The 25,478-nt window shown below is 39.6% G+C and carries 27 protein-coding genes and 5 pseudogenes; 22 read left to right on the plus strand and 10 right to left on the minus strand.

From position 1 onward, the window contains the following. The 10 genes and pseudogenes from J2Z48_RS14865 to J2Z48_RS14915 all read left to right on the plus strand — a co-directional run. Positions 1 to 597: polymorphic toxin-type HINT domain-containing protein (locus J2Z48_RS14865; RefSeq protein ID WP_307254802.1), on the plus strand; the 597-nt coding region annotated here is incomplete at its 5' end. 17 nt (positions 598 to 614) lie between these two features. Next, positions 615 to 1,082 (plus strand): hypothetical protein, encoded by a 468-nt coding sequence (locus tag J2Z48_RS14870; RefSeq protein WP_307254804.1) that lies wholly within the window; start codon positions 615 to 617, stop codon positions 1,080 to 1,082. A gap of 27 nt (positions 1,083 to 1,109) precedes the next feature. Further along, positions 1,110 to 1,457, plus strand: a pseudogene (locus tag J2Z48_RS14875) (polymorphic toxin-type HINT domain-containing protein); the annotation flags it as partial. Between the two features lie 108 nt (positions 1,458 to 1,565). Then, positions 1,566 to 1,772, plus strand: coding sequence for a hypothetical protein (locus tag J2Z48_RS14880; protein WP_307254806.1), 207 nt, complete (start codon positions 1,566 to 1,568; stop codon positions 1,770 to 1,772). A gap of 102 nt (positions 1,773 to 1,874) precedes the next feature. Continuing rightward, positions 1,875 to 2,210: a DUF3969 family protein gene (locus J2Z48_RS14885; protein ID WP_307254807.1), complete on the plus strand. Its 336-nt coding sequence runs from the start codon at positions 1,875 to 1,877 to the stop codon at positions 2,208 to 2,210. A gap of 143 nt (positions 2,211 to 2,353) precedes the next feature. Continuing rightward, a pseudogene (locus J2Z48_RS14890) lies at positions 2,354 to 2,641 on the plus strand (polymorphic toxin-type HINT domain-containing protein); the annotation flags it as partial. 15 nt (positions 2,642 to 2,656) lie between these two features. Continuing rightward, positions 2,657 to 3,007, plus strand: a pseudogene (locus J2Z48_RS14895) (hypothetical protein); the annotation flags it as partial. A gap of 11 nt (positions 3,008 to 3,018) precedes the next feature. Beyond that, on the plus strand, positions 3,019 to 3,498 hold the full coding sequence (locus tag J2Z48_RS14900) for an SMI1/KNR4 family protein (protein WP_307254810.1): 480 nt from the start codon (positions 3,019 to 3,021) through the stop codon (positions 3,496 to 3,498). A gap of 535 nt (positions 3,499 to 4,033) precedes the next feature. Further along, entirely contained in the window at positions 4,034 to 4,201 is a 168-nt protein-coding gene (locus tag J2Z48_RS14910; RefSeq protein ID WP_307254812.1) for a hypothetical protein, read from the plus strand. A gap of 315 nt (positions 4,202 to 4,516) precedes the next feature. Next, positions 4,517 to 5,101: a recombinase family protein gene (locus J2Z48_RS14915; RefSeq protein ID WP_307254813.1), complete on the plus strand. Its 585-nt coding sequence runs from the start codon at positions 4,517 to 4,519 to the stop codon at positions 5,099 to 5,101. Positions 5,102 to 5,561: 460 nt separating this feature from the next. On the opposite strand, the gene J2Z48_RS14920 is transcribed toward J2Z48_RS14915, so the two are convergent. The 6 genes and pseudogenes from J2Z48_RS14920 to J2Z48_RS14940 form a co-directional block, all read right to left on the minus strand. Next, entirely contained in the window at positions 5,562 to 6,137 is a 576-nt protein-coding gene (locus tag J2Z48_RS14920) for an HD domain-containing protein (RefSeq protein ID WP_307254815.1), read from the minus strand. 50 nt (positions 6,138 to 6,187) lie between these two features. Then, a complete protein-coding gene (locus tag J2Z48_RS14925) occupies positions 6,188 to 7,009 on the minus strand; it encodes a creatininase family protein (protein WP_370872936.1) in 822 nt (273 codons plus the stop codon). After that, positions 6,986 to 7,054: pseudogene (locus J2Z48_RS15785) on the minus strand (helix-turn-helix domain-containing protein); the annotation flags it as partial. The gene J2Z48_RS14925 and the pseudogene J2Z48_RS15785, both read right to left, overlap by 24 nt. Positions 7,055 to 7,195: 141 nt before the next feature. Further along, positions 7,196 to 7,387, minus strand: coding sequence for an NUDIX hydrolase (locus J2Z48_RS14930; RefSeq protein WP_307254817.1), 192 nt, complete (start codon positions 7,385 to 7,387; stop codon positions 7,196 to 7,198). A gap of 38 nt (positions 7,388 to 7,425) precedes the next feature. Then, a complete protein-coding gene (locus J2Z48_RS14935) occupies positions 7,426 to 7,896 on the minus strand; it encodes an NUDIX domain-containing protein (RefSeq protein ID WP_307254819.1) in 471 nt (156 codons plus the stop codon). A gap of 472 nt (positions 7,897 to 8,368) precedes the next feature. Beyond that, complete coding sequence (locus J2Z48_RS14940; protein WP_307254821.1) at positions 8,369 to 9,016, minus strand: hypothetical protein; 648 nt, start codon at positions 9,014 to 9,016, stop codon at positions 8,369 to 8,371. A gap of 286 nt (positions 9,017 to 9,302) precedes the next feature. Here J2Z48_RS14940 and J2Z48_RS14945 point away from each other — a divergent pair, with 286 nt between their 5' ends. Together J2Z48_RS14945 and J2Z48_RS14950 are read left to right on the plus strand one after the other, a co-directional pair. Next, positions 9,303 to 9,491, plus strand: a complete 189-nt coding sequence (locus tag J2Z48_RS14945; RefSeq protein WP_307254823.1) for a hypothetical protein — start codon at positions 9,303 to 9,305, stop codon at positions 9,489 to 9,491. 89 nt (positions 9,492 to 9,580) lie between these two features. Further along, positions 9,581 to 9,772, plus strand: a complete 192-nt coding sequence (locus tag J2Z48_RS14950) for a hypothetical protein (protein ID WP_307254825.1) — start codon at positions 9,581 to 9,583, stop codon at positions 9,770 to 9,772. 371 nt (positions 9,773 to 10,143) lie between these two features. Here J2Z48_RS14950 and J2Z48_RS14955 read toward each other — a convergent pair whose 3' ends face one another. Then, positions 10,144 to 11,466 carry a tetratricopeptide repeat protein gene (locus J2Z48_RS14955; RefSeq protein ID WP_307254826.1) on the minus strand — a complete coding sequence of 441 codons (1,323 nt, stop codon included), beginning with the start codon at positions 11,464 to 11,466 and terminating at the stop codon, positions 10,144 to 10,146. A 433-nt stretch (positions 11,467 to 11,899) separates the two neighbouring features. Between J2Z48_RS14955 and J2Z48_RS14960 the strand changes: the two genes are divergently transcribed. The 9 genes and pseudogenes from J2Z48_RS14960 (at position 11,900) to asnB (ending at position 22,209) form a co-directional block, all read left to right on the plus strand. Then, on the plus strand, positions 11,900 to 12,640 hold the full coding sequence (locus tag J2Z48_RS14960) for a hypothetical protein (RefSeq protein ID WP_307254828.1): 741 nt from the start codon (positions 11,900 to 11,902) through the stop codon (positions 12,638 to 12,640). Between the two features lie 1,494 nt (positions 12,641 to 14,134). Then, positions 14,135 to 14,329: a hypothetical protein gene (locus J2Z48_RS14965; protein ID WP_307254830.1), complete on the plus strand. Its 195-nt coding sequence runs from the start codon at positions 14,135 to 14,137 to the stop codon at positions 14,327 to 14,329. Next, complete coding sequence (locus J2Z48_RS14970) at positions 14,307 to 15,926, plus strand: recombinase family protein (RefSeq protein WP_307254831.1); 1,620 nt, start codon at positions 14,307 to 14,309, stop codon at positions 15,924 to 15,926. The genes J2Z48_RS14965 and J2Z48_RS14970 overlap by 23 nt, the downstream gene beginning before the upstream one ends. Then, positions 15,865 to 16,065: pseudogene (locus J2Z48_RS14975) on the plus strand (sigma factor); the annotation flags it as partial. The gene J2Z48_RS14970 and the pseudogene J2Z48_RS14975, both read left to right, overlap by 62 nt. Positions 16,066 to 16,167: 102 nt before the next feature. Continuing rightward, positions 16,168 to 17,076 (plus strand): DoxX-like family protein, encoded by a 909-nt coding sequence (locus J2Z48_RS14980; protein ID WP_307254833.1) that lies wholly within the window; start codon positions 16,168 to 16,170, stop codon positions 17,074 to 17,076. A gap of 5 nt (positions 17,077 to 17,081) precedes the next feature. Beyond that, positions 17,082 to 17,696 carry a DUF4166 domain-containing protein gene (locus tag J2Z48_RS14985; protein ID WP_307254835.1) on the plus strand — a complete coding sequence of 205 codons (615 nt, stop codon included), beginning with the start codon at positions 17,082 to 17,084 and terminating at the stop codon, positions 17,694 to 17,696. After that, on the plus strand, positions 17,683 to 19,296 hold the full coding sequence (locus tag J2Z48_RS14990) for a YndJ family protein (RefSeq protein WP_307254837.1): 1,614 nt from the start codon (positions 17,683 to 17,685) through the stop codon (positions 19,294 to 19,296). The genes J2Z48_RS14985 and J2Z48_RS14990 overlap by 14 nt, the downstream gene beginning before the upstream one ends. A gap of 83 nt (positions 19,297 to 19,379) precedes the next feature. Continuing rightward, positions 19,380 to 20,210, plus strand: a complete 831-nt coding sequence (locus tag J2Z48_RS14995; RefSeq protein ID WP_307254838.1) for a 5'-nucleotidase, lipoprotein e(P4) family — start codon at positions 19,380 to 19,382, stop codon at positions 20,208 to 20,210. Positions 20,211 to 20,385: 175 nt separating this feature from the next. Further along, the gene (gene asnB, locus J2Z48_RS15000; protein ID WP_307254848.1) at positions 20,386 to 22,209 is read left to right on the plus strand and encodes an asparagine synthase (glutamine-hydrolyzing); all 1,824 of its coding nucleotides are present in this window, start codon (positions 20,386 to 20,388) and stop codon (positions 22,207 to 22,209) included. 84 nt (positions 22,210 to 22,293) lie between these two features. On the opposite strand, the gene J2Z48_RS15005 is transcribed toward asnB, so the two are convergent. Beyond that, a complete protein-coding gene (locus tag J2Z48_RS15005) occupies positions 22,294 to 22,965 on the minus strand; it encodes an O-methyltransferase (RefSeq protein ID WP_307254840.1) in 672 nt (223 codons plus the stop codon). A gap of 349 nt (positions 22,966 to 23,314) precedes the next feature. Between J2Z48_RS15005 and J2Z48_RS15010 the strand changes: the two genes are divergently transcribed. Continuing rightward, positions 23,315 to 23,938 carry a sterol desaturase family protein gene (locus tag J2Z48_RS15010; RefSeq protein ID WP_307254841.1) on the plus strand — a complete coding sequence of 208 codons (624 nt, stop codon included), beginning with the start codon at positions 23,315 to 23,317 and terminating at the stop codon, positions 23,936 to 23,938. 133 nt (positions 23,939 to 24,071) lie between these two features. Here J2Z48_RS15010 and J2Z48_RS15015 read toward each other — a convergent pair whose 3' ends face one another. Next, positions 24,072 to 24,455: a hypothetical protein gene (locus J2Z48_RS15015; RefSeq protein ID WP_307254843.1), complete on the minus strand. Its 384-nt coding sequence runs from the start codon at positions 24,453 to 24,455 to the stop codon at positions 24,072 to 24,074. 14 nt (positions 24,456 to 24,469) lie between these two features. Continuing rightward, positions 24,470 to 25,478: hypothetical protein (locus J2Z48_RS15020; RefSeq protein WP_307254845.1), on the minus strand; the 1,009-nt coding region annotated here is incomplete at its 5' end.

The raw sequence follows: 25,478 nt of genomic DNA on the forward strand, positions 1-25,478 counted from the left end.
ATCTACGAAATCCACATCGGCGGAGAAGTCATCCAAACAACCGACGAGCACCCCTTCTGGGTAGTAGGAGAAGGCTGGGTCAGAGCAAAAGACCTGCGTAAAGGCGACATCTTCGAGACTGATAAAGGGAAAAAGCTACCGGTTGATAAAATCGTTAAGAAGAAACAGAAAGCAACCGTCTATAACTTCAAGGTGAAGGATTTCCATACATATTATGTGTCGAATTTGAAGGTTTTGACGCATAATCAATGTAATCTGGATGATCTGAGGGACATTTCTGGTAGCCTGGACAAGATTAGCAAGTATAGTGATCCAGATGAGTTTGTTAGAGATGCACATAGGGTACTTCAGGAAAATGGCTTTAATGTGAGTAAGTTAGATCCAACTAAATCACAAAGGGGAGAGAAATTTAGTGTGACTGGATCAGGAAGTCCGGTTTCCGCGATAAGAAGTAGCATGGGTGGAGGACGACACGGTGATGTCCCATATGCAGTGATAAGTACAACTGATCGAGGGAAAACGAAAGTTATCTGGGGCTCTGAATCGAACTATCGAACTTCTGGTAATGAGAAATCAAGTATATATTTCCTAAAATAACATGGGGAGGTAGGAAAGTGACACCTGATATAGTAGATTTAGAGGCTCCAATCATTCCGGGAGAGAGCATGGGTGGTTTTCAGCTTAGAGAGCATATTAAAACCTATGAGGATGTAATAAGCTGGTTTGGTATTATCAGTTCGAAAACTACAAATCAATGTTCCACTAAGTATTGGGAAATGCGTGTCCCGTTCCAGATCAACTATGAGATTCGAGATTCACTCGTTCTAATATTTAATGTTTTGGACGGACGACTTCGTCATATGATTGCCTATCCTAGTTATAAAGGAACTTTATTTGGAGAAATATGTATGGGAATGAAAATCACTGAAGCTATACAAATTGACTCCCGCATTGAATTCGATGAAGAAGAAGAAGTATATCACATTCCCGAGCTACCGGGTCTGGCTATTGATACAACACTTGATGAAGATGATGTTGAAATAATTGATCGAATTGCAGTGTTTACAGAAGAAGTCTCGTAGAACTGTATGTAAGAGATTAGCAGTACAATCGCTTCTAGATTTCAATCTGGAGGCGATTACTGCTATAAAGGCGACAAAGTCCTCGCCAAGCACGAAGAAACGGGAGAAATCGCCTACAAAGAAGTCGAATGGCTCTTCCAGCGAGAGATAGACGAAATCTACGAAATCCACATCGGCGGAGAAGTCATCCAAACAACCGACGAGCACCCCTTCAGGGTAGTAGGAGAAGGCTGGGTCAGAGCAAAAGACCTTCGTAAAGGTGACCTCTTCGAGACCGATAAAGGGAAGAAGCTAACGGTTGATAAAATTGTTAAGAAGAAACAGAAAGCAACCGTCTATAACTTTAAGGTGAAGGATTTCCATACGTATTATGTTTCGAATTTGAAAGTTTTGACGCATAATATGTGTGCTCCTGAAGGTTTTATAAAGAACGTTTATTCTTCTATCAAAAAAGCTCCGCAATACCCAGAAGGTTTTAAGGCAGTGCAAAATGGAACAACTAAGAACACTGTGAAAAATAAAGGAGCTTTAGAAGATTTACGAGAAATTGAGTCTGGTAAATGGGATAAAGTGTATAAGGATGGGCATGATGCGGATGGAAATAAAGTCTCAATTCATTATTTTTCCAGTCAGTCAGGCCAAGTGTTTAATGTGAAGGTGAAAGATGGTTGGAGTAATACGAGAAGATAGTTCTGTGAAATTTAAGTGGGTATTTTTAAGACATACCCACTTAAATTTCTGGCTGTTTTCTTTAGAAATATGGACGAAATACACAGGAAGGGGTGGTTATTGTTGCTAAGGCTAGAGGTATCAAAGAAAAATGAAATAGAACGAGTTTTATCAATAATTCTGTTAGGGATGTTGAGTGCCTTAGAAAAGGGCTTGATCAGTATTGAGGAGGCAGAAGGGTATTTATTTAGCCCGTATTCATTTATGGCGCTAAGAGAAATGGGGATTAGTGAAGAAATAATTAGCATTGTAGAGGAAGGATGCGAGTTAGAAGACGTTGAAAGTTTAAGGCCAGAGAAACTTCTGGAAGCCATTATTGAACTTCGTATCAAAGCAGAAGAAAGTATAAGATCAATCCCTACTCCTTCTATACCAACAGAAAAAATTATAGTGAAATAGGAAATCTATTCTTACATTTGTTTCAAGATAGGCTTATAAAAAGTTCACCAGGGTGTTCGAAGCATACTAGTGAGCTTTTTTGATAAATAGAAATTTATAGATAAAAATCCTATCGATGAGATCGACAAGTCAAGAATGAAGAGACGGGTGAAGTCGCCTACAAAGAAGTCGAATGGCTCTTCCATCGAGAAGTAGACGAAATCTACGAAATCCACATTGGTGACGAAGTCATCCAGACCACCGACGAACATCCATTTTGGGTAGTGGGTGAAGGCTGGATTGCGGCGAAAGACCTCCGTAAAGGTGATCTCTTTGAGACCGATAATGGAAAGAAACTAGCCGTCGACGAAATCATTAAGAAGAAACAAAAAGCAACTGTTTATAACTTCAAGGTGAAGGATTTCCACACGTACTATGTGTCTAATTTGAAGGTATTGACGCATAATGAGTGTAAGGTTTTTGATGTAGTAAACTATCGTCCATCTAGTTCTCCTTTAGAAAATCATCATGGCGTGCTTGACGTTTGGGCGAAGCATAATGTTCCTGATTATAAGTCCCGAGGTTCTCATACACCGACTATAGCTCTTACAAAGGATCAGCATAATGCTACGAAATCTGCTTATCGAGATTGGCTAGAGGGAAAAACAGGTAAAAGAGTGGGTGGGAAAGTCAATTGGAATGAAGTCTCACCAAGAGAAATGCAGGGTTTGAGTGAAAGGATGTTTGACGCAGCTAACGTACCTAGAGATGCTAGACAAAACTACTACAATGCATTTAATTCCTATAACTACAGATAGGATGGATCAGCATGACAATCCAAGATTTGTTCGAACAAATCAGTAAACATGATGACTGTGAAATATTTTTATCTGAAGGACTTCCACAGATTGAGTCTATTTACCAATTGCCTAAAGACCTTCATGACTTCTATAAATTATGTGGTGGTGTAGTTTTGTATAAATCTACAAACTATCCTGTACGTATTGTTCCACCAAAATTCTTTGTCCCGGCTAACCCAGTAATGTTGGGAGGGAGATATGAAGAAGACATCTCTTCTAATTGGTATATTATTGCCGATGACTTATCCGGAGAGTATCTAACAATTGATTTAGAGAGTGAACGATTTGGATACTGTTATGATAGCTTTCATGATCGACATGGAGTGGTTGGAGAAAGTCAAATTATTGCACTTTCTTTTACAGAGTTATTATGTAATCTCGTAGAAGGGAAAGGTGATTACTGGTATTGGTTGCAAGGGGGAGCGTATTTGGGAGATGCCTACGATTGATGGTAGTCAATATAAGCAGGGGAGCCTTATGTCGTAAAGATAAAACCGGGTGACTATGAGTTTGCATCATTTGATTTTTTGATCAACGGCTATTTTAACGAAGATGTTACCATCACAAGGGAAACGCATCATCTTCAATTTGTGAAGAAATAGCATCCTTAGAGCGATCTGAATATAAATAGGTATGAACACATTTCATTTATGCAAGCGAGGGCTTCCGCGATCCGGAAGCCCTCGCTCTTTTTCATGCTGGACAAGCTGAGGTTAAACAGGGTTCCTACCAAGCAAATACGCCCAATTTTGTTGGATGATCTGAACAAACTTTGCATTGTTCTTCACCCGTTTCTCTAGGACTAATCTCATACTCCCAGAATTTTCCTTTGCCTGAAATTTATTTGCTTGTTCATTTTTCCTACACATTAGACGATAAAGAAAGAATTAGGGCAGCTTATACAAGAAGATTAATTTGTTAATTGCTAAAAAGCGGAGGAAGTTTTGGGAGTAATGAGTATGATAGACTACGGAAGATAGCGACATGAAAGGGAGTGAACAAGTTATGAATGGCATATATGAAATGATTGCGAAAATTTCTGAAAACCAAAAAAATCTTGCCCAAGATATTAGAGCAATGGTCATTGCTGCTGCTAATACTGGAAGAACGGAACAAGAAGCAAGGAATCTTCTGTTAAGGAAACAAAAATAGTGATTTGTTTAAGGGGCTGTAGACAATGGTCGGCCTAGCGTCGACCATTCATACAAAAACCTCTTCTGGACAACAAGTTTAGAAGAGGTTTTTGTATGAATTGACTCAAATATCGTTTGTGGCGATGGTTTCTCCATCGCCATGTAGGCCCAGTGACAGGGTAGTTGTTCTGCTCCGCAATAACTTTTCCAATCATTTACAAATGCAATCAATAGGGTATACCCTATTGATTCCTTGATTGTATGTTTAATTTACTGTATTATCTGACTATCATATACACTTGTCTTTTAATTAGATCTCTAAGGGGGCATTTCTATGATTTTTGGTTATGCGCGTGTCTCTACTTTTGATCAAAATCTAGACTCTCAAATCGAACAGTTAAGAGCTAGCAACATAGATAGGATTATTCAGGAAAAGGTATCAGGAGTTCAAGATCAAAAAGAAGAATTAAGCCAGTTACTCAACCAACTAGTGAGAAACGATACACTCGCTGTTACTAGAATGGACCGCCTGGGGAGAAATGCTAAGCAACTACTGGAACTGATAGAAGATCTGGAAGAACGTGGTATTCACCTCGTAATACTCAATTTAGGAATTGATACGAGGACTCCCTCAGGAAAATTCATCTTAACTGTTATGGCAGCATTTAGTGAGTTAGATAGGACTATGATCAAAGAAAAGCAACAGGCTGGAATCGCTGTTGCGAAAAGAAAAGGTACATATAAAGGTCGAAAGCAAAAATTCGGCCTGGAGCATGAAGGTATAAATCATGCCATTGAATTACATGAGACTACTAGTAAAACAGTGAAAGAGATCTGTAAAATCACTAATATAAGTGAAGCAACTTTTTACCGTCGATGGAGGGAGTATCAGAGGGTTAAGACGAACGACTCTTGTTAGCAACTTTTATGACTTATAGATTCACAAAATAAAACAACTCTTAATGCTTGGTTGTGTAGATCTGCTTAGGTTCTAAAATACAACTAAATCCTAAAGTCGTCGATCCCTAATAGCGTAGTAAACCTTGGACATCGACGGCAATGTTTTATCAATTAAATCAACGATGTAGAAAAATAAGTAGATCCAACAGGATTTATTTCCTCTCTGTCGAAGCTATATTTCTAGGCATTTTTTTTGGTTTTGATAGTACCTATAAGGATTTGAAACTGTCCAGCTACTGGGTTGGAGAAACGGACATCACTTTTGTTTTGATAGTACCTATAAGGATTTGAAACGCATGAGGGGATTTTAACAATATAGCTTTTCTGTAGAGCATTGATTGTACTAAATAAAAATGGCTCGGGACACAAATATATGTCCTGAGCCATTTTTATTTACCTTGTTACTTAACAAATTATATCTACATAAACAACTTTTCCACTCTTCGTTCCACTTCCTGATAGTAAGGTTGGCTTAACAACATCATATTACTTACTTCATGCCCCTCGCCGTATCGTTTAATCACATCCAGAACGCGTTCTTCTAGTGTGATTTTTGCTCCGACTGGGGAAGTGTGAATATCGCAATAGGTGATCAGGTCAATGAAAGTATGATCGATTTCGTCTAATAGATTATATTTTTTGTCATAGATTTCGATTAGATCGGGACGGGTGTGCTTCACACTTGTGTAGGCGTCTGAGTGGAAGAGGATCCCTGCTATGATTGGCTTGGGAATGCCTATTTCTTCCGCAAATAGAGCTCCATCCAATGGATGGAAATTGTGTTGATTGAGTTGTTCGTTGTAACCGACATCATGCATGTATGCTGTTTGGACTAATTGCGGTTTCCATTCGGATGGGATGTTGATCTTTTCCAGTAGTTCTCTCATTCGTTCTACTACTCCCAACACGTGATGATAACGGTTTTGTTCTGGTGACAGGTATTTGCTGAGTTGACGGTCATCGAATGTAACTTGTTGAGCAGTCTGGTTTATCATAGGCTAATCTCCTTTGAGGTGGCTACTAATGAGAATGAAAGCTGTTTGTGTTAATGTTTGTCTCCTAAAAACTCTTCTACTGTTATGGAGATTTGATTAATTAACTCTTGAAGAAGTAGCTTGCCTTTGCGTGAACTTGCTCGTGTGGGAAAGCCAATGGCTCCAGTGGAGGTATAAGGCCTCATGCCAATTGCTTGTAAGAGCGGACGATTGGGTGAGTCTACATCCATATATTTATCTGGCTTTACAGATGATGGAATAATCCCTTCCTCGATTAAATGAAGTAGAATAGATGTTTCCCCTTCACCAGCATGCATATCTCGGCTAATAGAGATTGATAGCTCAGCCTTCTCATACGCTCGATCCCAATGGTGCCTGTTGGGTGTGACAAATACATATGGCTTGTCCACGTTCATTTCTTGAGCAATATTACCTAGCAAATAATTCCCTCCATGACCGTTAACGAGAACAATTTTTTGGATGCCCATGCGCTCTAGTGAGTGAATAACATCTTGTACGACAGAAATAATCGTAGTAGAACGCAATGATATGGCGCCTGGGAAGCCGATATGTTCAAAAGAGGATGAGTAGGGGAGAGTAGGAACCACGAAAGAGTTTGGAAACTTCTTAGAAAGTCCACTAGCAATGGATTGGGCGATAAAGCTGTCAGTGCCTATAGGGAGATGGGGACCGTGTTGCTCTAAAGATCCGATAGGGAAAAAAGCGAGCCCCATATCCTGTAAGTCTGTCCAGGTTGAGAAGTGGTTTAAACAATGGTTATGTGTGAATGGGGAAATTTCATGCTGTATAGGCGATGGATTGGTTGTTCTCCCACTGATGTAGTCAAGAGAGACCCCAAAGAAGTCTGTAATTTTTTGAAGTGTTTCAAGATCGGGTATACGTCTGTTGATTTCATATTGGCTATAAGTTCACGATTCATTCCTAGTTTTGCAGTCAATTGTTGTTGAGATAGGTTTTGGTTTTCTCTAAGATTTTTCAATCGTGTCCCAAGATCCATAAAAAACCTCCATCGACCTGTATGTACAAAGTATGGTCAGTTAATTAATACACTGTTTCAAGATTTTTTCTGTTGAAGGAAAGGCTAATTTACTCCAAGGGATTTCATCTAATGGGAAAAAGCGACCCGTTTGACTTTCGATATTAACAATTACATCTTCATGATCAGCGATTGCTTCGTAGGTTAGTTGAACCAACCCATCTGATGGAATACATAGTGTGTCAACAATCACGTAATCTGTCTCCCTTTATAAAAGTGATTTGCTTATCATCATCTAATAAATGCTTTTTCTTGATTACGATAAAAATCATTAATTCGAACCAATTGAGCAGGGTGTAGTGATATTTCAGATAGATGTTTTTTCGAAAAAAATTCCACACACGTAGATTCGTTACTGACAAGCTTTTTACCATAGATAATACGACATTCAAAACAAATTGAAAATTGCTGACGGATTTCACCGTCTGAATACTCAATGAGATGATTGGGATCAGTGTATATCCCAATCATTTTTTTTACCTCGACATTAAAACCCGTTTCTTCTCTTACTTCACGAACAATTGCTTCCTCAATCGTTTCTCCTACCTCCATTACACCTCCTGGAAGAGACCACAATTGATTATCTCTTCGCTTGTGTAACAAAATTTCTTCCTTGTTATTCACTACAATTGCGGAAGCAGCAGGAACGATTGAATTTGCTTGAGGTGAATTTGATATGTGGTAATAATCTGTTCTGGTCAATCAAAAGCGCCTCCTTGGCTTGAAGTTAGCTTCATTTTTTGTTTATATCATAGTTGTAATGTAGTTCATTTAGAGAGGCATTACATACTATTTTGCTGTATTCAAAAAGAACTTCTTCATCTTTTTTATCCTCATAGGTACCCCAAAGTAGCCTATCAATTTCTATTTTATAGAACATCTGTTTCTAAAGTATCACTTAGATATATATAAATAAACACTTTTCTGCTAATTTAATATAGATAGAAGGTGAGCATTTGGCAAGAAGGGGAAAGAAACTGGACGATAAGCTGAGAGAGCAATGCGAACGAGACGGCTAAAAAGTTTGGAGATTCGTGGTTGATAGTGAAAGGTCTTGGATTTTAAATTAAAGTGTAAGGGATATAGTGAATTTGCTTGCTCAACAGAGAAATTTGGAATTAAACGGGCAGATCAGTAGCTACTACAATATTAGGCGTTCACAACTTAAGATTAGTTACTTTATAGAAAATTTGATCCAAGCCTTTAAAAGCTCTAGGTATAAATTGTTGTCTTCATCCAAAAGGATTTTGCAATCTTCTGTTGGTGATTTGTCACCATAGATAATACGAATAGAGAATGACGACGCTCTAAAATCGTAGTCTATGTTTAAAAAATCGCTAGAATCCAAATCGTAACCCAGTTGCATACTATTAGGGAACTTATAGATATATTGATTAGTACTTGCAAGAAATAACAAAACAATATCTATAAAATCCTCTACCTGCTCTTGGTTTGGCTTAATGTATTCATGCTCCATTAAATTACGCATTTTATTTAGTTTCAGTAAAATACGGGGAGTAACAACGCCTGCACTCCCCAGTAATTGATACTTTTGTGGAGTATGGTATCTTTTCCTTTTTGCTAAATTAAAAAGACCAAAAGCTATTAGTAGGGAATCTATTTGACAATTAAATGCTCTCTTAGAATTCGCCAGAGCATTAATAAGACGATGGTTTACATCACTAGTCAAATCTACTTCAGCATCCGACAAAAATTCTGCTGGCTCAATTTGAAAAGGGATTACAATATGATCTTCACCAGATTTACAAAGCCAGATAGTTTCTGGATCGCTTATTATATCTAGAACTCTACTGATTGCCACTTATAGGATCACCACCAATAAACGTTACTCAATATTAATAAATATGAATGATTTAATAAATAAGAATTTATCTAACTTGCAATTATTGGTTCGAGAACTCTGTTAATAGAAATCGATTGTAGTGGATGGGTAGGGAGTGAGGTTGATAAGATGTTAAATTTGTATTCGGGAAATCATACAAAAAGCAAAAATATCTATATTCCTCTTTTTTATCTACAACAATTTTGTGTAAGCACTATTTTCAATATGAACTTTTACTCTATATTTACTGCAGGATGGTGAACATGTGGCAAGACGAGGAAAGAAGTTAGATGATGGACTACAAGAAGAGATCAGAGCCTATTACGCATCATGTGGCAATGCAAATGAGACCGCAAAAAAGTTTAATGTCTCATGGTCGACTGTCAAAAAAATAGTAGCTGCTCATCCAGACGAATTCGATAAACTACGAGAACAGAAAAAAGAGAACACATAGAGAAAGCGTGGTCAGTCATCCATGCCTATATTGTTCATGTAGCTAATCCCGAATTGATCCAGAAGACGAGCGCGAGAGATTCCGCCGTCGTGATAGGCACGTTGTGGGACAAGATTAATAGGGAAGTAGAAATAGCCTATAAAGGTCAAGAAATCGCACTCAAGCGCCAAGAGTTGGAGCAGAGACATAAAGCACCAGAAACTCCTAACGTTAAAATCTATATGGATGCCTTACGTGGAGAGGTAAACGAAGTATTTGACCAAGAAAGGGATAATTCATGAATAGGATCATTCGTAGGGACTTCTATATGCTGTCAGAGCAAGTAGAAGGGCGCATAATAGATTTTCTTACTTTGGTATAATAGAACCATTAGAAAATAAAAATAACGCCTTAAAATGCCTTGTAGAAAGGGTACTATTCACAGATCAAGTGAATAGTACCCTTTTTTTGTTTGAGCAATAGAAGATAGTTATCTCAATAGAAACTTACGTATGTTCAGGGTCAATCATGGGTGTTATTGGACTGTTGATTGTTTTAGAAGGAATGTGTAATGCTGAATTACTATTTATAGAAAATACGAGTGTTACAGAAAAAATAAGAATGTTGGAAGCCATGAAAACTCTAAGCGATTTCTTCATTCGTTATTCTCCTTTTAAATCGTAGAATTTTTTAATTTGAAAACATAACTTGCACACAATTGAAATTGTTCTTGATCAACATTTTCCCAACATAGTGCAAGGCATGTCCATGCTTGTATTTCAAGTTCTGTGTAATTGTATTTATGAGCCACTTCTTGAGCCTGTTGGTAAAATTGGACAGATGCAGTATGATTACCTTTGCCTCGTTCAATATCTCCTAATAGAAGTAGCGTAGAAAATAGATTAGGCGCATTGTTTTGTTCAATGGACAGATTTCTCGCTGTAATGGCAAATGGTTCCGCCTTTTCCCATAGCTTATTGTTTGAGTATAGCGTACCTATCCGCAAATTGGCTGAAATTAGAGCCGTTGTTCCCACTAAGTTTTGGTTAAATTGGAGTGCTTGTTTAAACTGATCCTCGGCTTCTCTGAACTTTCCCATGCAGGAGAGACAGTCACCAATACAAAGCCAAAACTCCATGAATAGGTGAAATAGTTGACACATGCCTGCTAGTTCAAGACCTTCTTCTGCATATTGCATAGACTCTTTAAAATTCCCATATTTACGAGTGTAATCTGCTTTCAACCAATAGTATTTCAAACGGATGTTAGGGTCTTCGATTTGATCGAGTAATATCTCTAACTGTTTTAGAGAAAGGATTCCGTCTGGCAAACTCAATTTATTACAAAATATAGATTTATTTAAATATAAGGTATAGATAGTGTTTTGTCTATCTCCCCCTTCAACGAAAGAAAGGATTCCCTTGTCTGTAAGCTCTAGCGCCTGATGAAGATCGTTCTGACGGTGTTTGCAGAGTGCTAACTCTCCATAGCAAGCCGCCTCAATGTTGTCATCCTTTGCCACATCGATTAACAATTCGATTGCATGGAGGAAGAACTTTTCAGCTTGATCCCATTCGTTTAAAACTTGCAGGCATCGCCCTTTTAAATAGTAGTATTTAGGGGTGAGATAATGGAAATCATGTATCTTGACTTTCTCCAGTTCTTGTAATGCTTCCTTTGACTGTCGGAGCTTCAAAAATGCTTCTGCTGACTTCAATTTAAAGTCAATCAACGCAATACTATTTCGCTCTTGATCTAAAACGTCAGCAATGTTGTCCATTGGTACACCTAGTTTTTCGAGTATATATACAACTCTATCTACCTTATGTTTTCCGATTCCACGCTCTATGTTGCTCAGGGTTGAGGACGAAACCTGCTCATCTCCTAGATCGGCTAAACGGAGACCTTTTTCAGTTCGCAATCTCCTAATTAGCGCCCCAACCTCTTTTGGATTCGATTCAAGTAATTTTAGTACATATGAATCTAATGTCTTCAAGATTTTTGCTCCTCTCGAATTTTGCAAAAGATTTTATATAGAAAAACTCCATAAAATAAACATACATTAATATGCATAATAACTCAACTATTCTATATAAAATAAACATACAATTTTTATGTATTAGCATGAAAATGCGTTGGATTCCATGTCGAAAAGTTGGCGTGCCTAATTTCAAAAAAAGTATAGACTTTAAAATATTATGTATTTTACTATATGAATAAGACTTTACGAACCTAGAATTTCCAAATGAGAGGTGGCGGTGGTCATGTGATAAATATCTAAGCTTTAAAGGTTGGGAGAAATTAAGCTGAAATTAATTTTTAGTAGATAATCTATAAAACCAACGGAAGACATTTGAAATGTACAATAGATACACTATAAAAATTAGTTTCTTAGATCGAAAATTCACACATATGAGGAGAGAACGAGAATGTTTAAGAGAATAAACTTTAAGTTTGTGGTGTTAGCCATGCTCGCAATTTGCGTGTTGAGTTTGGGTATAAGTCCAAGTGTATCTAAGGTTAGAGCATCAGAGCTTACAGACTCACAAATCAAACAAATTCAAAAACAGGCGATTTTAGAGCAAGCTGGCGTGGATGAGATAGTGTATTTGGATAATGAAACCTCAAAAAAGCAATTTGGCGAAGAGATGTTAAAGCACTCCGAGTTGAAAAAATATCTTAATAAAGAAAAGATATCATTAAATTTCGATCTGAAAAAAACATACGGTGTCAAAGTGAAGAAACAAGGCGTTTATTATACAACCTTTGCTTTACAGGATGCAGATGGTCTTAAGCGAGTATCTGGTTTGTATAATCATAGCACCAACCAAATTAGTAGGCTTGGAATGGTTACTGTCAACCTTGACAAAAAGGAAATGATTGTTAAGGATGAAAAAGGTGTTGTAAGCACGTATACTCCAGGCGCTATCAACAAGATCAAGATGGATAATAAAGAAGGTATTGCAAAAAAGGCTAGTGAAATATCACAGCAAGCAGGCCCTAAAAAATATTCTTGGCAATGGTTTTTAGCTAATGTTGTATGTGATGCCGCTGGATCGGCATCTTGTTTCGGGCTTTGCGCAACAGCGTGGGCAACAGGACCTGTTATAGTGACTGCTTGTACAATTGCATGTGAAATTGGCTGGAGTCAGGGGATTTGTCAAATCTAGATAAAGACAATGTAGTACTTAGTCATTTTAGAGTTTCAACCATGGGAGATATATCATTAAATATCTCCTATGGTTTTTGTAGTATAATTTCGGGTATGTAGGATAGTGATGGAATGATCACATGAAAACAGGAGGAACTTATGTATCCAAGCTGGAGTGAGTTATCTCGTTTTGTACCGGTGTTTTTTCTATGGAGTGCGATTATGAGCGCCCTCTTTGTTGAACTTGCTGTGGATAAGAATTTTCTCAATTTGTATATGATTCTTAAAGGGATATGGATTATTGTTTTTGGTCTGTGGAATATCAAGCTTTTACAAAAATATCGCAACGATAGGAAATATGTTCGAAATGTCTATGTAATATCGATAGTATCCATTTGTTTTTATACTATCTTTGTAAGCTACAAAACTAGCTTTTCATTTCCATCCATCATACCGTACCTATTTCCGTTTGTAATCGCTCTCCTATTCGTTGTTCCTGCTGAGTTATTCAAACATATTGACAAATATAAAAAACAAAATTAATGCTCTGTTGGAAATCACCACGAAGGATAAAGAAATCAAAGCAAAAGAAATAATGAGGAGTTAGGAAAGTATCAAAGGACATAGGATGAGTTACTTTGGTAGTCAGTACAAACAAAGTTCCTGTGAAATGCTATCTCTGACGAGATCTGGCTATCACAGGGGCTTTGTTTGTGTTAGCTATAGAATTAATTTTTAACAGGTATCTGTATTACAATAACAAGGCGTTCTTAGTACCTCTTCACAGAATCAATTTCCGCACATTTTTTTTGTAACAGAAGAAGCGAAACGTTTTCCAGAAGTGCCGAAAATCTTTCAAAGTAGAGCTTTGGATTCCACGACTTGTATGCAACAAGATTATGTAACTGCACTGGAGAAGTTCATTCAGAAAATGAGGGGTTAGGGTGTAATAGCAGGTGTATTAGTCACTTTTTTACTAATACACCTGCTATAAGCTAAGAGGATACAGAGATATCAAGGGATACAGAGTACTTGCTTCAGTTGGTTTTTACTACGGGCTTACTTAAGTAGTTCATTTTATCTCTTCTTTTCATTTATTTGATACTGGAGGTGCAAGCAGATGAGCAAATTTTTTCACCAGGTTCTTGGGCAGACATCTTTGGTCTCGACAATTGTTATGATCGGAGCCACAGTCGGGATTTTGATATATCTTACTTTCTGTTTGTCCGGATTTATGGGGAGTATTTATTGCTCTGGGGATGAGGCGAGAGTTAGTGTTACACATCATCGTTTATTTTGGAAATGGGTCATGATTATTTATTTGATTGGAGCTGTGATTTTTCTCCTAGGAGTTGCCTTTCCTTTGGTCTTATTGGTAGTGATAGTGTACGTTTTTTCAAAGATAAGGATGGTTTTTAGGAGGAGTTAGGCTCATAGAGATCTCCTGCTAAATGTGATAGTACAACCTACAACACACGTACGTTTTATTAATAAAACAAAGGCGGTGTAGCAAATGACGAGAAAGAAAGTCCCGGTAACCTTTGTATATGTGAAAGATAAAAAGTCGAAATCAACTGAAGAGTTAAGAAAGGCGCTTGATGCGAAAAATAGAGCCATTGATATCTTTGCGCAGCTGGCGTTTCAAGCGGAGTATATGGAGATGAGATCAGAAGGGATGAGTGGAGATGAGAGTAGCTTTATATGCTAGGGTATCAACTGAACAGCAAGCAAGTCAGGGAACATCCCTAGAAGCACAAGTTGAGATGTGTATGAATAAAGCTCACTCTCTAGGTTTATCTAAGTTTGAGATCTATAAAGAGGGTGGAGCTTCTGGAGAAGATATCGATCGCCCTGAGATGAATCGATTACGAAATGATATAGCGAGTGGCAAGATTGCACATGTGATATGTGTACACCCCGATCGTTTAAGTAGAGATATGACCGATAAATTAATCGTTTGTCGAGAGTTCGAGAAGTATAATGTGAAGCTGGTTTTCTGTGATGCGGAATACCAGGATACTCCAGAGGGGCAGCTATTCTTCAACATGCAGTCATCGATTGCTCAGTATGAACTAGCAATGATTCGCAAAAGAACAAGTCGAGGTCGGTTAAAAGCGATCGAGAAGCATAAGAAAATCATGCCGATGCGGGTAGCTCCATTTGGATACGATTTAGTGGATTCGAGTCTAGTTGTGAATAGCGAAGAAGCAAAGCTCGTGAAGATGATCTATGAGTGGTATGTGTATGAAAGCTTGACTCTTCGTGAGATTGGAAATAAGTTGGTTAGTCTGGGTATAACACCAAAAAGAAAAGAGAGTAGCAATTGGCATCAGTCTTCTATTAATCGTATTTTGACGAGTGAAGTCTATGTGGGAACGTACTGGTATAACAGAAGAAAGTGTCAAAAGGTAAAAGGGGAGAAAACAAAGAGCGGTAATCCGAAGAAAACATATGTAATACGTGATCGATCCGAATGGGTTCAGGCAGAGGTTCCAGCCATTATTGATCCGGAACTGTTTAAATTAGCTCAGGCACAGAGACAAAGTAATGTAACCAACAGTGGAAATGTTAAGTTTCAGTATCTGTTAAAAGGACTTATAAGGTGTGGGCACTGTGGGCGCACATGGAACGGTACTACTTACTCTGGCCGAAGAGATAAACAAACAGGTGAGAAGGAGAAGTACAGATGTTATCGCTGTCCAAATAAGAACCCGAAAAGATATGGAGAAGAGGTTTATAAGTGTGGTACAAAAACACTACGAGCAGAATTAATCGAAGAGTTCATTTGGAACCTAATTCTCCGTACGATCATGGATCGGGACACAATTTTATCCCGCTTTGAAAAAAATTCAGCTGTCGTTCATGAGCAGATCGAGACGATGGTAGAGGCGTTAGCGAAAAGAATTGAGGAGAAGGAAAAAGAAAGAGCGAGAGTGAAAACGATGTTTGTTCGTGAGGCAATCACGGAGGAAGAAATGTTCGAAGATTTAAGTAAGTTGAACAAAGATAGTAAGAGTCTAAAAAGCGAGCTCCAATCTCTGCAAAGCCGTTTAAATGAAAATCAAGAGAACCAAGAAGCTAAGGAGAGAGCCAAACAGGTAGTTACTTATTTAGAGAAGTTAATCACTCAAGAGGAAGATATTCCATTTGAAAAAAAGAGAGCTATCATTCAGACCTTGGTCGATAAAATCATTTTTACATTTAATGAGGATAATACTCGCTGTGAAGTGACGTGCATGGGTCATCTTGATATTTTCGTTGAAAACATTGACATCGTTTCGTGTCTACAATACCAAAAAATTTGAGAACACAGGTGAAGACTCAGAAGACTTGATCTCCATTGGAACGATTGGCCTTATTAAAGCAATTGAATCGTATCAAGTAGGAAAAGGAACGAAGCTAGCGACTTATGCTGCACGGTGCATTGAAAATGAGATCCTGATGACAACAGTGGTGCATGATGCTGATTCCACGACTAGAATGCTATTTGTGATTTATTGTTCACAATTTCACAATCTGTGATAAGATACAGAAGAGGTGAGGAAAGTGAAGAATACACCTATTTATGTTGAGATATCAATTGATTCTGATATCGAAGAAGTTTGGAAAGCGACTCAAGAGCCTCACTTGCATGAGCAATGGGATCTCCGATTTTCATCGATTTCGTATTTACCACGTGTAGATGATCAACCTCAAGAATTTACATATTGCACGAATATTGGGTTTGGTATGAAGGTGGAAGGTTGGGGCAGGAGTGTAGGGGAGTTTCATTCAGAAGATGGTTCTAGAACTTCCTCTTTGCATTTCGGTACAGAGCAAGCGATTTCGATCATCCGAGAAGGGAAGGGATATTGGAAGTATCAACCGCAACCAGAATCTGTCTTGTTTCTAACTCAATATGATTATCAGGTTAACTTTGGACGTTTGGGGAGCTGGTTTGATCGGCTTATTTTTCGACCGATGATAGGGTGGGCCACTGCTTTGAGCTTTGATGTATTAAAAAGGTGGATCGAAAAAGGAGAGAATCCAGCCAGTCAATTTATTCGGTTTTTCAGTTACTGGCTTATGACGATCTTGTTTAGTGGGATCTGGATTTTCCACGGTCTTGGTCCCAAAATCTATGCGATGCATCCAGCAGAAATCTCGATGATGAGGGATGCTTTTCCAATGGATCTTTCTACGGCTAAAGATATGTTGATATCGATGGGGATTTTGGAAGTCTCTCTGGGATTATGTTGGATATTGTATAAAAAGCGCAAGAATCTATTTAGATTACAGGTCTTATTATTTCCTCTTTTCATATTAGAGCTATTCATAGCGAATCCAAGCTATATGATCCATCCATTTAGTCCACTTACGTTTCAGTTGAGTCTATGGGTTCTATCACTCATCGGCTTGTGGATCAGTCATGATGTGCCGACTGCGAGTAGTTGCAAAAGAAGGAGGACAGGGTAATCAGTATGTCCATCTACAGACAGATGTTAGGTGAAGAAGCGTTTCAGTCTCTCCATCCCATGCTTCAAAAGAGGTACGAAATCTCCAAAGGGTCATTGTATGCATCAGGAATGATGAAAGAAATCAAAACAGGCAAATGGTGGCTTGTCCCTCTATTTCGATTCGGAACCCGATGTAAGCTTATGTTTCCGGAACAAGGAAATGATATCCCGTTTACACTGGCGAATGTGTGCCGAGTCGGAAGAAATGGAGAACAACAAATTCATTGGGAACGTATTTTTTATTTTCATAAGAAGAGAAGATATTTTAATGCACTCATGAGTTTTGATTCGGATCGAAAAATCGTAAAAGATTACTTGGGCGAACCGAGTATTTTATACTCTGATTTGCTTTTTCGGGTGGGTATGAATGGAGACTTGTATATACAGTCTGATCGACAGAGGTTGGTATGTGGAAAATGGGAGATTCCGTTACCGAAATGGTTACAGGGCATAGCAAACGTAAGAGAAGCCTACATAGAAGAAAAAGATGCTTTTTCGATTCAAGTAGAAGTGCGAAATCCTCTTGTCGGGGTTATTTTTGCTTACGAAGGAGAGTTCCGAATCGATGAAAATAAGTAAACACATGATCTTGCACTTGGTCTTGTTTGCTTTAGCGGTTTGTTTTGGAGAACATGAGTGGTATTTTTTATTACTTACTGCTGCTCAACTGATCTTTGTTCCGCTTGCTTTACATCTGGTTACAGAGAAAAGCTCTTGGTTCGCACGTGTATATCCGTATATAGCATATCCGGCTTTTCTTGCCATTGTGATACTACATATAACAGGGCAAACGAAATGGGATGCATGGTTGGCAGGAATTTATCTAGGCTTTACGATCATGGTCTCATTGTATGGTCTTACACGATTTTTTAAGCGAGGGTTTGCGTATCTAGAAGAATGCTCCATTGATTTAGGAATGATGTATCTATGGATCGGCGGAGCTTGGTATTTTGCTCATGAAACGAATTTAGAGACCGGCTTTTCTCCGATTATTCGCTGGCTAACGGGAATTCATTTTCATTATTCTTCGTTTTTGCTCTTGGTTTTCGCCGGTTTACTAGGTAGAAGAATTCAATCTCAATCTCCTCTCTATAAACTGGTATGTGGCGTTATCTTTGTATCTCCGATCATAGTGGCTTTAGGGATTACCTTTTCCAGATGGCTGGAGTTAGTCTCTGTTCTACTTTATATCGTTGGAATTTATGGGCTGATTTATCTTTCTTTCCGAGAGAAATTTACTAATCGTTTTCAAAGATGGATGATTCGAAGCTCTTTTTCTGCCGTAGGAATCTCGATTCTCTTTTCTCTCGTCTACGCGCTAGGGAATGTTTGGGGAGCCTATCGAATTACGATTGACTTTATGATTGGTTTCCACGGAGTTACGAATAGTATAGGGTTTGCGTTTCTCGGCTTAATGGGCTGGATGTCTCACACTCCAGAATCTCGTTTTACCGGGTGGAATTTTCCCATGAGTCGCATTCGGGGTGGCAGGAAAATTGGCGAGGAAATCCGTCAGCAGATAGTTGATTTAAAGGAAACGACACCGAAAGGGCTTGTCGATGATGTGCAATTGTTTACGCCTGACGTGGATGTATCGCTACTGGCTCCAACCATTTCTGACTTTTACCAGCACACGGAGCGATATCGTTTGATAGCAAGAGTTCGTTGGAGCTCTTGGTTTACTCCATTTGCTTTCATCTATCACTTCTTTAGTAGGCGATTTCAACAGTTGAATTTACCTATTTCCAGCAAACCAGTCGAGATGATAGGTAGTATATCGCCTATTTTAGAACAATTAGATGGTAGAGTGAAGCCGCGGGCTTGGCTTCGAAAAGTGGGAGAAGAAGTTGTGTTTGTAGCACTGTATTCGTACCACCAAAGCCAGGGACGAACCTATATGAATATAGCACTACCGTTACCAGGTTCTGCGATGATTGGGATTCTGGAGTGGAAACAGGTGGGACGTGATTTACAAATCATAAGTGAAGCCTCGACGCCTTCTTCCGATTCAGGGGTTTATCTGACTTGTAAGAAGTTTACTTGGAAGCTACCTCTACGAGAGCGATTTTGGGTTAGAGAGATAGAATCTGGGAGGATGGAAGCCCATCATAAAATGTGGATTTTTGGGGTTCCTTTTTTAAGGATTGCCTATGAGATTGAGAGTGACCATGATAAATGATATTTCCATAAATTTACACAGATAGATAGATGATGTATAGTAAATACGTATTAAAAAGTATGTAGTGAGGAGTGGGATTAGGAATGAATCGAATGATGAAAGTAAGTATGGTAATGGCGCTCTCGATGGTTTCTTTAGTAGGATGTCAAACACCAACACAGGACGCAAAACAGGAGAAAGCCAAAGAGGTTGCATTGAGCGAACAACAAGTAATGGCGGATGTGTGGTTTCAAACAGCAGGAGAATCCAAAGCTCTCTATTACCAAGGATATAACATTGGAAAAATGAAATTAGATGAAGCTCTGAAAAAGAAAACACAGAAAAAGCCTGCGATTGTATTAGATTTAGATGAGACTGTGCTAGATAACAGTCCGTATCAAGCGATGACGGCAAAAGAAGGAAAAGGCTACCCTTATAAATGGGACGATTGGATTCAAGCAGCCAAAGCAGAAGCCTTACCTGGAGCAGTCTCTTTTTTACAGTATGCAAATGAAAAGGGTGTCTCCATTTATTACATATCGAATCGCAAACAAAAGAATCAATTAGAGGCAACAGTTAAAAACTTGAAGAATTTGGGAATTCCACAGGCTGATGCAGATCATGTCTTATTGCAAGGTGAAAACGAAAAAGGAAAAGACGAACGGAGAAAGAAAGTTACAGCAGAACGAGAAATCGTCCTTTTCTTTGGCGATAATTTATCTGATTTCCAAGCATTTGATCAAAAAAATGTAAAAGATCGAAATCAAGCAGTTGAAAGTGTTCGTTCATCATTTGGCGAGAAATTTATTGTTTTCCCAAATCCTATGTATGGGGATTGGGAGTCAGCAGTATACCAGTACGATTCTAAAAAATCGGATGCTGATAAGGACAAGGCTCGCAAAGATGCAATGCATACATTTGAATACAATAAATAAGATTGGAATCAGGATTTTAAGACCTACATTTGGTGGGTCTTTTTTTAGTTTGATGAGGAAAGAAAATGAAATAAAAATAAACGGATTTATTATTCATAATAGAAGGATTTATTTATTCGTGCATCGAATTAATTCTAAAGTTTCACAAGATAAAATAAATGTAGGCGGTGAAAATATGTGTGGAATTACTGGCTGGATTGATTGGGAAAGAGATCTTACCAAAGAGGAACAGGTAGTACAGAAAATGGTCGATACCATGATAGATCGAGGCCCCGATGCAGGGGGAATGTGGCTATCGCCTAGAGCGGCTTTGGGACACAGACGGTTATCTGTCATCGATATTGATGGTGGAGCTCAGCCTATGAAACGAACATTTGCTGATCAAAATGTTGTTTTGACGTACAGTGGTGAGATTTATAACTTTGTAGAGTTGCGAAATGAATTAATGCAGCGTGGATATCATTTTACAACTCGCTCAGATACAGAGGTTCTATTGTTTTCCTATATTGAATGGGGTAAGTCTTGCGTGGATCGGTTAAATGGTATCTTTGCCTTTGCGATTTGGGACGAAGAACGTGAAGAGCTATTTTTAGTACGAGACCGGCTTGGAGTAAAGCCACTCTACTACGCAGTTCGAGGAAGCGCTATTCTATTTGGTTCCGAACCAAAAGCTTTGTTAGCTAACCCACTTGTTCAGCCAGAAGTAGATGAGAAAGGATTGGCTGAGATTTTTTTAATGACGTGTCGTACACCCGGTCAAGGATTTTACAAGGATGTTCATGAGCTAAGAGCAGGGCACACGATCAGTTTCCAAAGATCGGGCACGAAGACGACCCAATATTGGAAACTACAGAGTGCTCCCCATCTACATGATATAGAAGAAACGGCACAGCATATACGTGAGCTCATGTTTGATATTGTGGGTAGGCAGTTAGTCTCGGATGTGCCAATTTGTACCCTATTGTCTGGTGGAGTGGATTCGAGTGCTGTTACTTCTATCGCATCGCAGATTTTAAAGGAAAAAGGAGAGAATGTTCACACGTATTCGATTGATTTTAAAGATAGTAGTGATCATTTTCAAAAATCAGAGATTCACACAGGTCTGGATACACCTTTTGTGAAAATGATGGCGGATTACTTAAAAAGTGATCACCGTGATGTTGTATTGGATACACCTGATTTAATCTCAAACTTTTTGACTCCCTTATACGCACGTGATTTCCCAGCTCTAGGTGATATAGACACCTCCATTTTCCTTCTGTTTAAAGCAATTAAGCAGAAAGCAAGCGTTGCGCTATCAGGAGAGTCTTCGGACGAGCTGTTTGGTGGTTATCCTTGGTTCCATTCTCCTGAGCCAACTGAAGTTCAAGCATTACCATGGTTATACAGAACTGATTTTGCAGGACTGTTGTCACCTGAATTACATGATCGACTCAAGCCGAAAGAGTACATTTTGGACCATTATCATACCGCGATTTCAGAAGTTCCTTACTTGCCGGGGGAAAACGATCGGGATCGTCGACTACGTGAGCTATTCTATCTGAATCTCACATATTTCTTACCTGTATTACTAGATCGAAAGGATCGAATGAGTATGGCTGTTGGATTAGAGGTGAGGGTGCCGTTTTGTGATCATCGGTTAATGGAGTACGCATGGAATATTCCTTGGGAAATGAAGAACACAGGGGGGATGGAAAAAGGTATTTTACGAAAAGCTTTGAAAGGTTTGCTGCCTGAAGAGGTTTTATATCGTAAAAAGAGTGCGTACCCTATCTCATACAATCCTTCGTACGTTGCGGAAATGCGTACTCGAATGGAGGGGATTTTACAGGACTCCAACTCTCCTATTTTGCCTTTCATTGACAGAGAGAAGTTAGATTCGATGGTAAGAGGGACAAATAATGATATACATTTGATTCATGGACCCGTCCGTGCATTTGAGTATTTCATTCAAGTCAATACATGGTTAAAAGAATATAAGGTTCGTGTAGCTGTATAATCGATCATTCTATTAAAATCAAAACCTCCCTATTAAAGAGTAAGAGGGAGGTTTTGATTTTATATATGGAAGAAAAATGTTTACTTACTCAGTGACGAGAATGACTGCAAAGCCGTCGTATCCTTTGCTACCCACTGTTTGAATGGCTGTGGAAGTTAAACGAGGTTCTTTGGCAATCATATCGAATAATTCGCGAGTTCCTTTAACGCCTGGGTCATCACTGTTTTCGTCAACAACTTCTCCGTCACGAACTACATTATCGCAGATGATTAGGGTTCCAGGGCGTGAAAATTGTAAGGCATATTGCAAGTAGTTAGGGTTGTTAGGCTTATCTGCGTCGATAAACACCATATCAAATACGGTGTTCTCCTCTGCTAATTTGGCTAAGGAGTCTAACGCTTCCCCCACTTGAATCTCCACACGAGAGGTAAGACCTGCTCGATCAATATTTTCCTGGGCCACTTTGGCATGAGCAGGATCAAGCTCTAAGCTTACTAATCGTCCATCTTGTGGCAAGGCACGAGCTAGCCATATAGTACTGTATCCACCAAGGGTTCCGATCTCCAATATGCGCTGTGCTCCTTGGGTCTTTGCGAGTAAGTGAAGGAGTTTCCCCTGACTAGGAGATACATCGATGGCGGGTAAACCAGCCCTTTCATTTACCTCTAAGGTTTCTTCTAACACTTGATCCGATTGTACAAGTAGATTTGAAATATAATCGTCGACTTTTGACCACTTTGTCTGGACATCAATCATGTTTGCGTCATCCTTTCAAATCTCAATAATGTAAGGGGCTTTCTCATATATTATATAGAAAATATCATATAATATATAGCAATTTTTATTTTATGAATGTACAGAAAGTTATAGGTGATGTCATCGATCATGTAGAGGATTAGGAAGAGATTGAACACGTTAACATATGTATTATACTGAAAACAAGTATTATAATGGGTTAAGAGACCAAGTTTAGGCTCATCATTCAATAAGATCAACAGAGAATAGTAAGGATCCATCATTTTGTTGGTGTCTACCGGATTAAGTCGAAATATTCACATGTTAATCTATTGAAGCCACGACCGAGGTTAATCATGGAGGGATTCTAATGAAAAAGGTATATCGAGACTTTTTTTTTCATTTTGATATCATGGCTATGTTTATCATTTTAGTTGCTTTTGGTTCCTATGTTCTATATCAAGGGGTGAATGCTTTTACTCTTCTCGCACTTTTTCTTGGAATGGGCTTATATGCCTTCTTAGAGTACGTTACGCATCGGTTTCTTTTTCATATGAAGCCACCTAAAAACCTCTTTTTCTTAAAACTGATGAAGCGTCTCCACTATGATCATCATATCGAACCGACTAACTTGAAACTATTGTTTCTACCTGTTTGGTATAGTCTTCCTTTTGCCGTTGTGTTGTCGTCCGCGGCTTATCTCATCACAAATTCTCTTCCTCTCACCGCATCCTTTGTGATGGGACTAACAGCTATGCTATTGATCTACGAATGGAAACATTATGTTGCGCACGTTTCGCTTAAACCTACAACTTCATTTGGAAGATGGTTAAAAAAGACGCACTTATTGCACCATTATAAAAATGAGAACTATTGGTACGGTGTCTCCAATCCACTCTTTGATATCGTATTTGGGACATTAAAAGATGAAAAAGACGTGCCTACTAGCTCGACAGCGAAAGATTTAGAAGGTAGAGATAGAGTGGCCCAATAAATAGTTCTAGAAGATCATAAAAATTGCCCGATAGCTTAGCTATCAGGCAAAAAAGGTATCTTTATAATTCGTTAAGCAAGATCACCGATTTATCAAAAAACATGTGCTTTATGATGGGATTCAAGTCCACTAACTAAAGTGCTCCTCCATCCGCTACACGAAGGATAGTCGCCTGAGCACCAGATCCAACAATATTGCCACTTGTAATGCTTCTAATACCTCCGGATCTATTACCAAACCGAATAACATCGTTAACAGAAAGCTGTCGAACTGTAGAGGTACTTAGCACTCCACCCGTAGCACCTATAGACATGGGAGCAATATCGAAAGGACTACCATTTATAGATATACCAAAGGTTGTTATGTCTGAAGCTGGATCAATATTTGCAGAGTATATCATCAAATATATACCATCTCTGATGATCGTAAAATCAGTGAAGCCATCAAATATAATGCCAGATATAGTAGCAGGTCCATTTACTATACTAAAATCAATAGGGAATTGTTCATCAATCATTTGTGTACCACAGCTTACGCGAGCCAAGTTTTGTAATATAGGTGTTGTGGATCCAGTAGGACCAGTAGTTCCAGTATTGCCTTGAGGACCCGTCGAACCTTGAGACCCAGTATCGCCCTGAGGCCCGGTATCGCCCTGAGGTCCAGTACTGCCTTGAGGCCCAGTGCCGCCTTGAGGCCCGGTATCGCCCTGAGGCCCAGTGTCGCCCTGAGGCCCAGTACTGCCTTGAGGCCCAGTACCGCCTTGAGGCCCAGTACTGCCTTGAGGCCCGGTATCACCTTGAGGCCCGGTATCACCTTGAGGCCCAGTATCACCTTGAGGCCCAGTACTGCCTTGAGGCCCAGTACCGCCTTGAGGCCCAGTATCACCCTGAGGTCCAGTATCACCTTGAGGCCCAGTACCACCTTGAGGCCCAGTATCGCCTTGAGGCCCAGTGTCGCCCTGAGGTCCAGTACTGCCTTGAGGCCCAGTATCGCCTTGAGGCCCAGTGTCGCCTTGAGGCCCAGTATCGCCTTGAGGCCCAGTGTCGCCCTGAGGTCCAGTACTGCCTTGAGGCCCAGTACCGCCTTGAGGCCCAGTATCGCCCTGAGGTCCAGTATCACCTTGAGGCCCAGTGCTGCCTTGAGGCCCAGTACTGCCTTGAGGCCCAGTATCACCCTGAGGTCCAGTATCACCTTGAGGCCCAGTGCTGCCTTGAGGCCCAGTACCGCCTTGAGGTCCAGTATCGCCCTGAGGTCCAGTATCACCTTGAGGCCCAGTACTGCCTTGAGGCCCAGTGTCGCCCTGAGGCCCAGTACCGCCTTGAGACCCAGTATCGCCTTGAGGCCCAGTGTCGCCCTGAGGCCCAGTACCGCCTTGAGGCCCAGTATCGCCTTGAGGCCCAGTGTCGCCCTGAGGCCCAGTGTCGCCTTGAGGCCCAGTACCGCCTTGAGGCCCAGTGTCGCCCTGAGGCCCAGTGTCGCCTTGAGGCCCAGTACCGCCTTGAGGCCCAGTGTCGCCCTGAGGCCCAGTATCACCCTGAGG

Source organism: Croceifilum oryzae, assembly GCF_030814315.1.
In the GTDB taxonomy this organism is placed as follows: Bacteria; Bacillota; Bacilli; order Thermoactinomycetales; family Thermoactinomycetaceae; genus Baia; species Baia oryzae.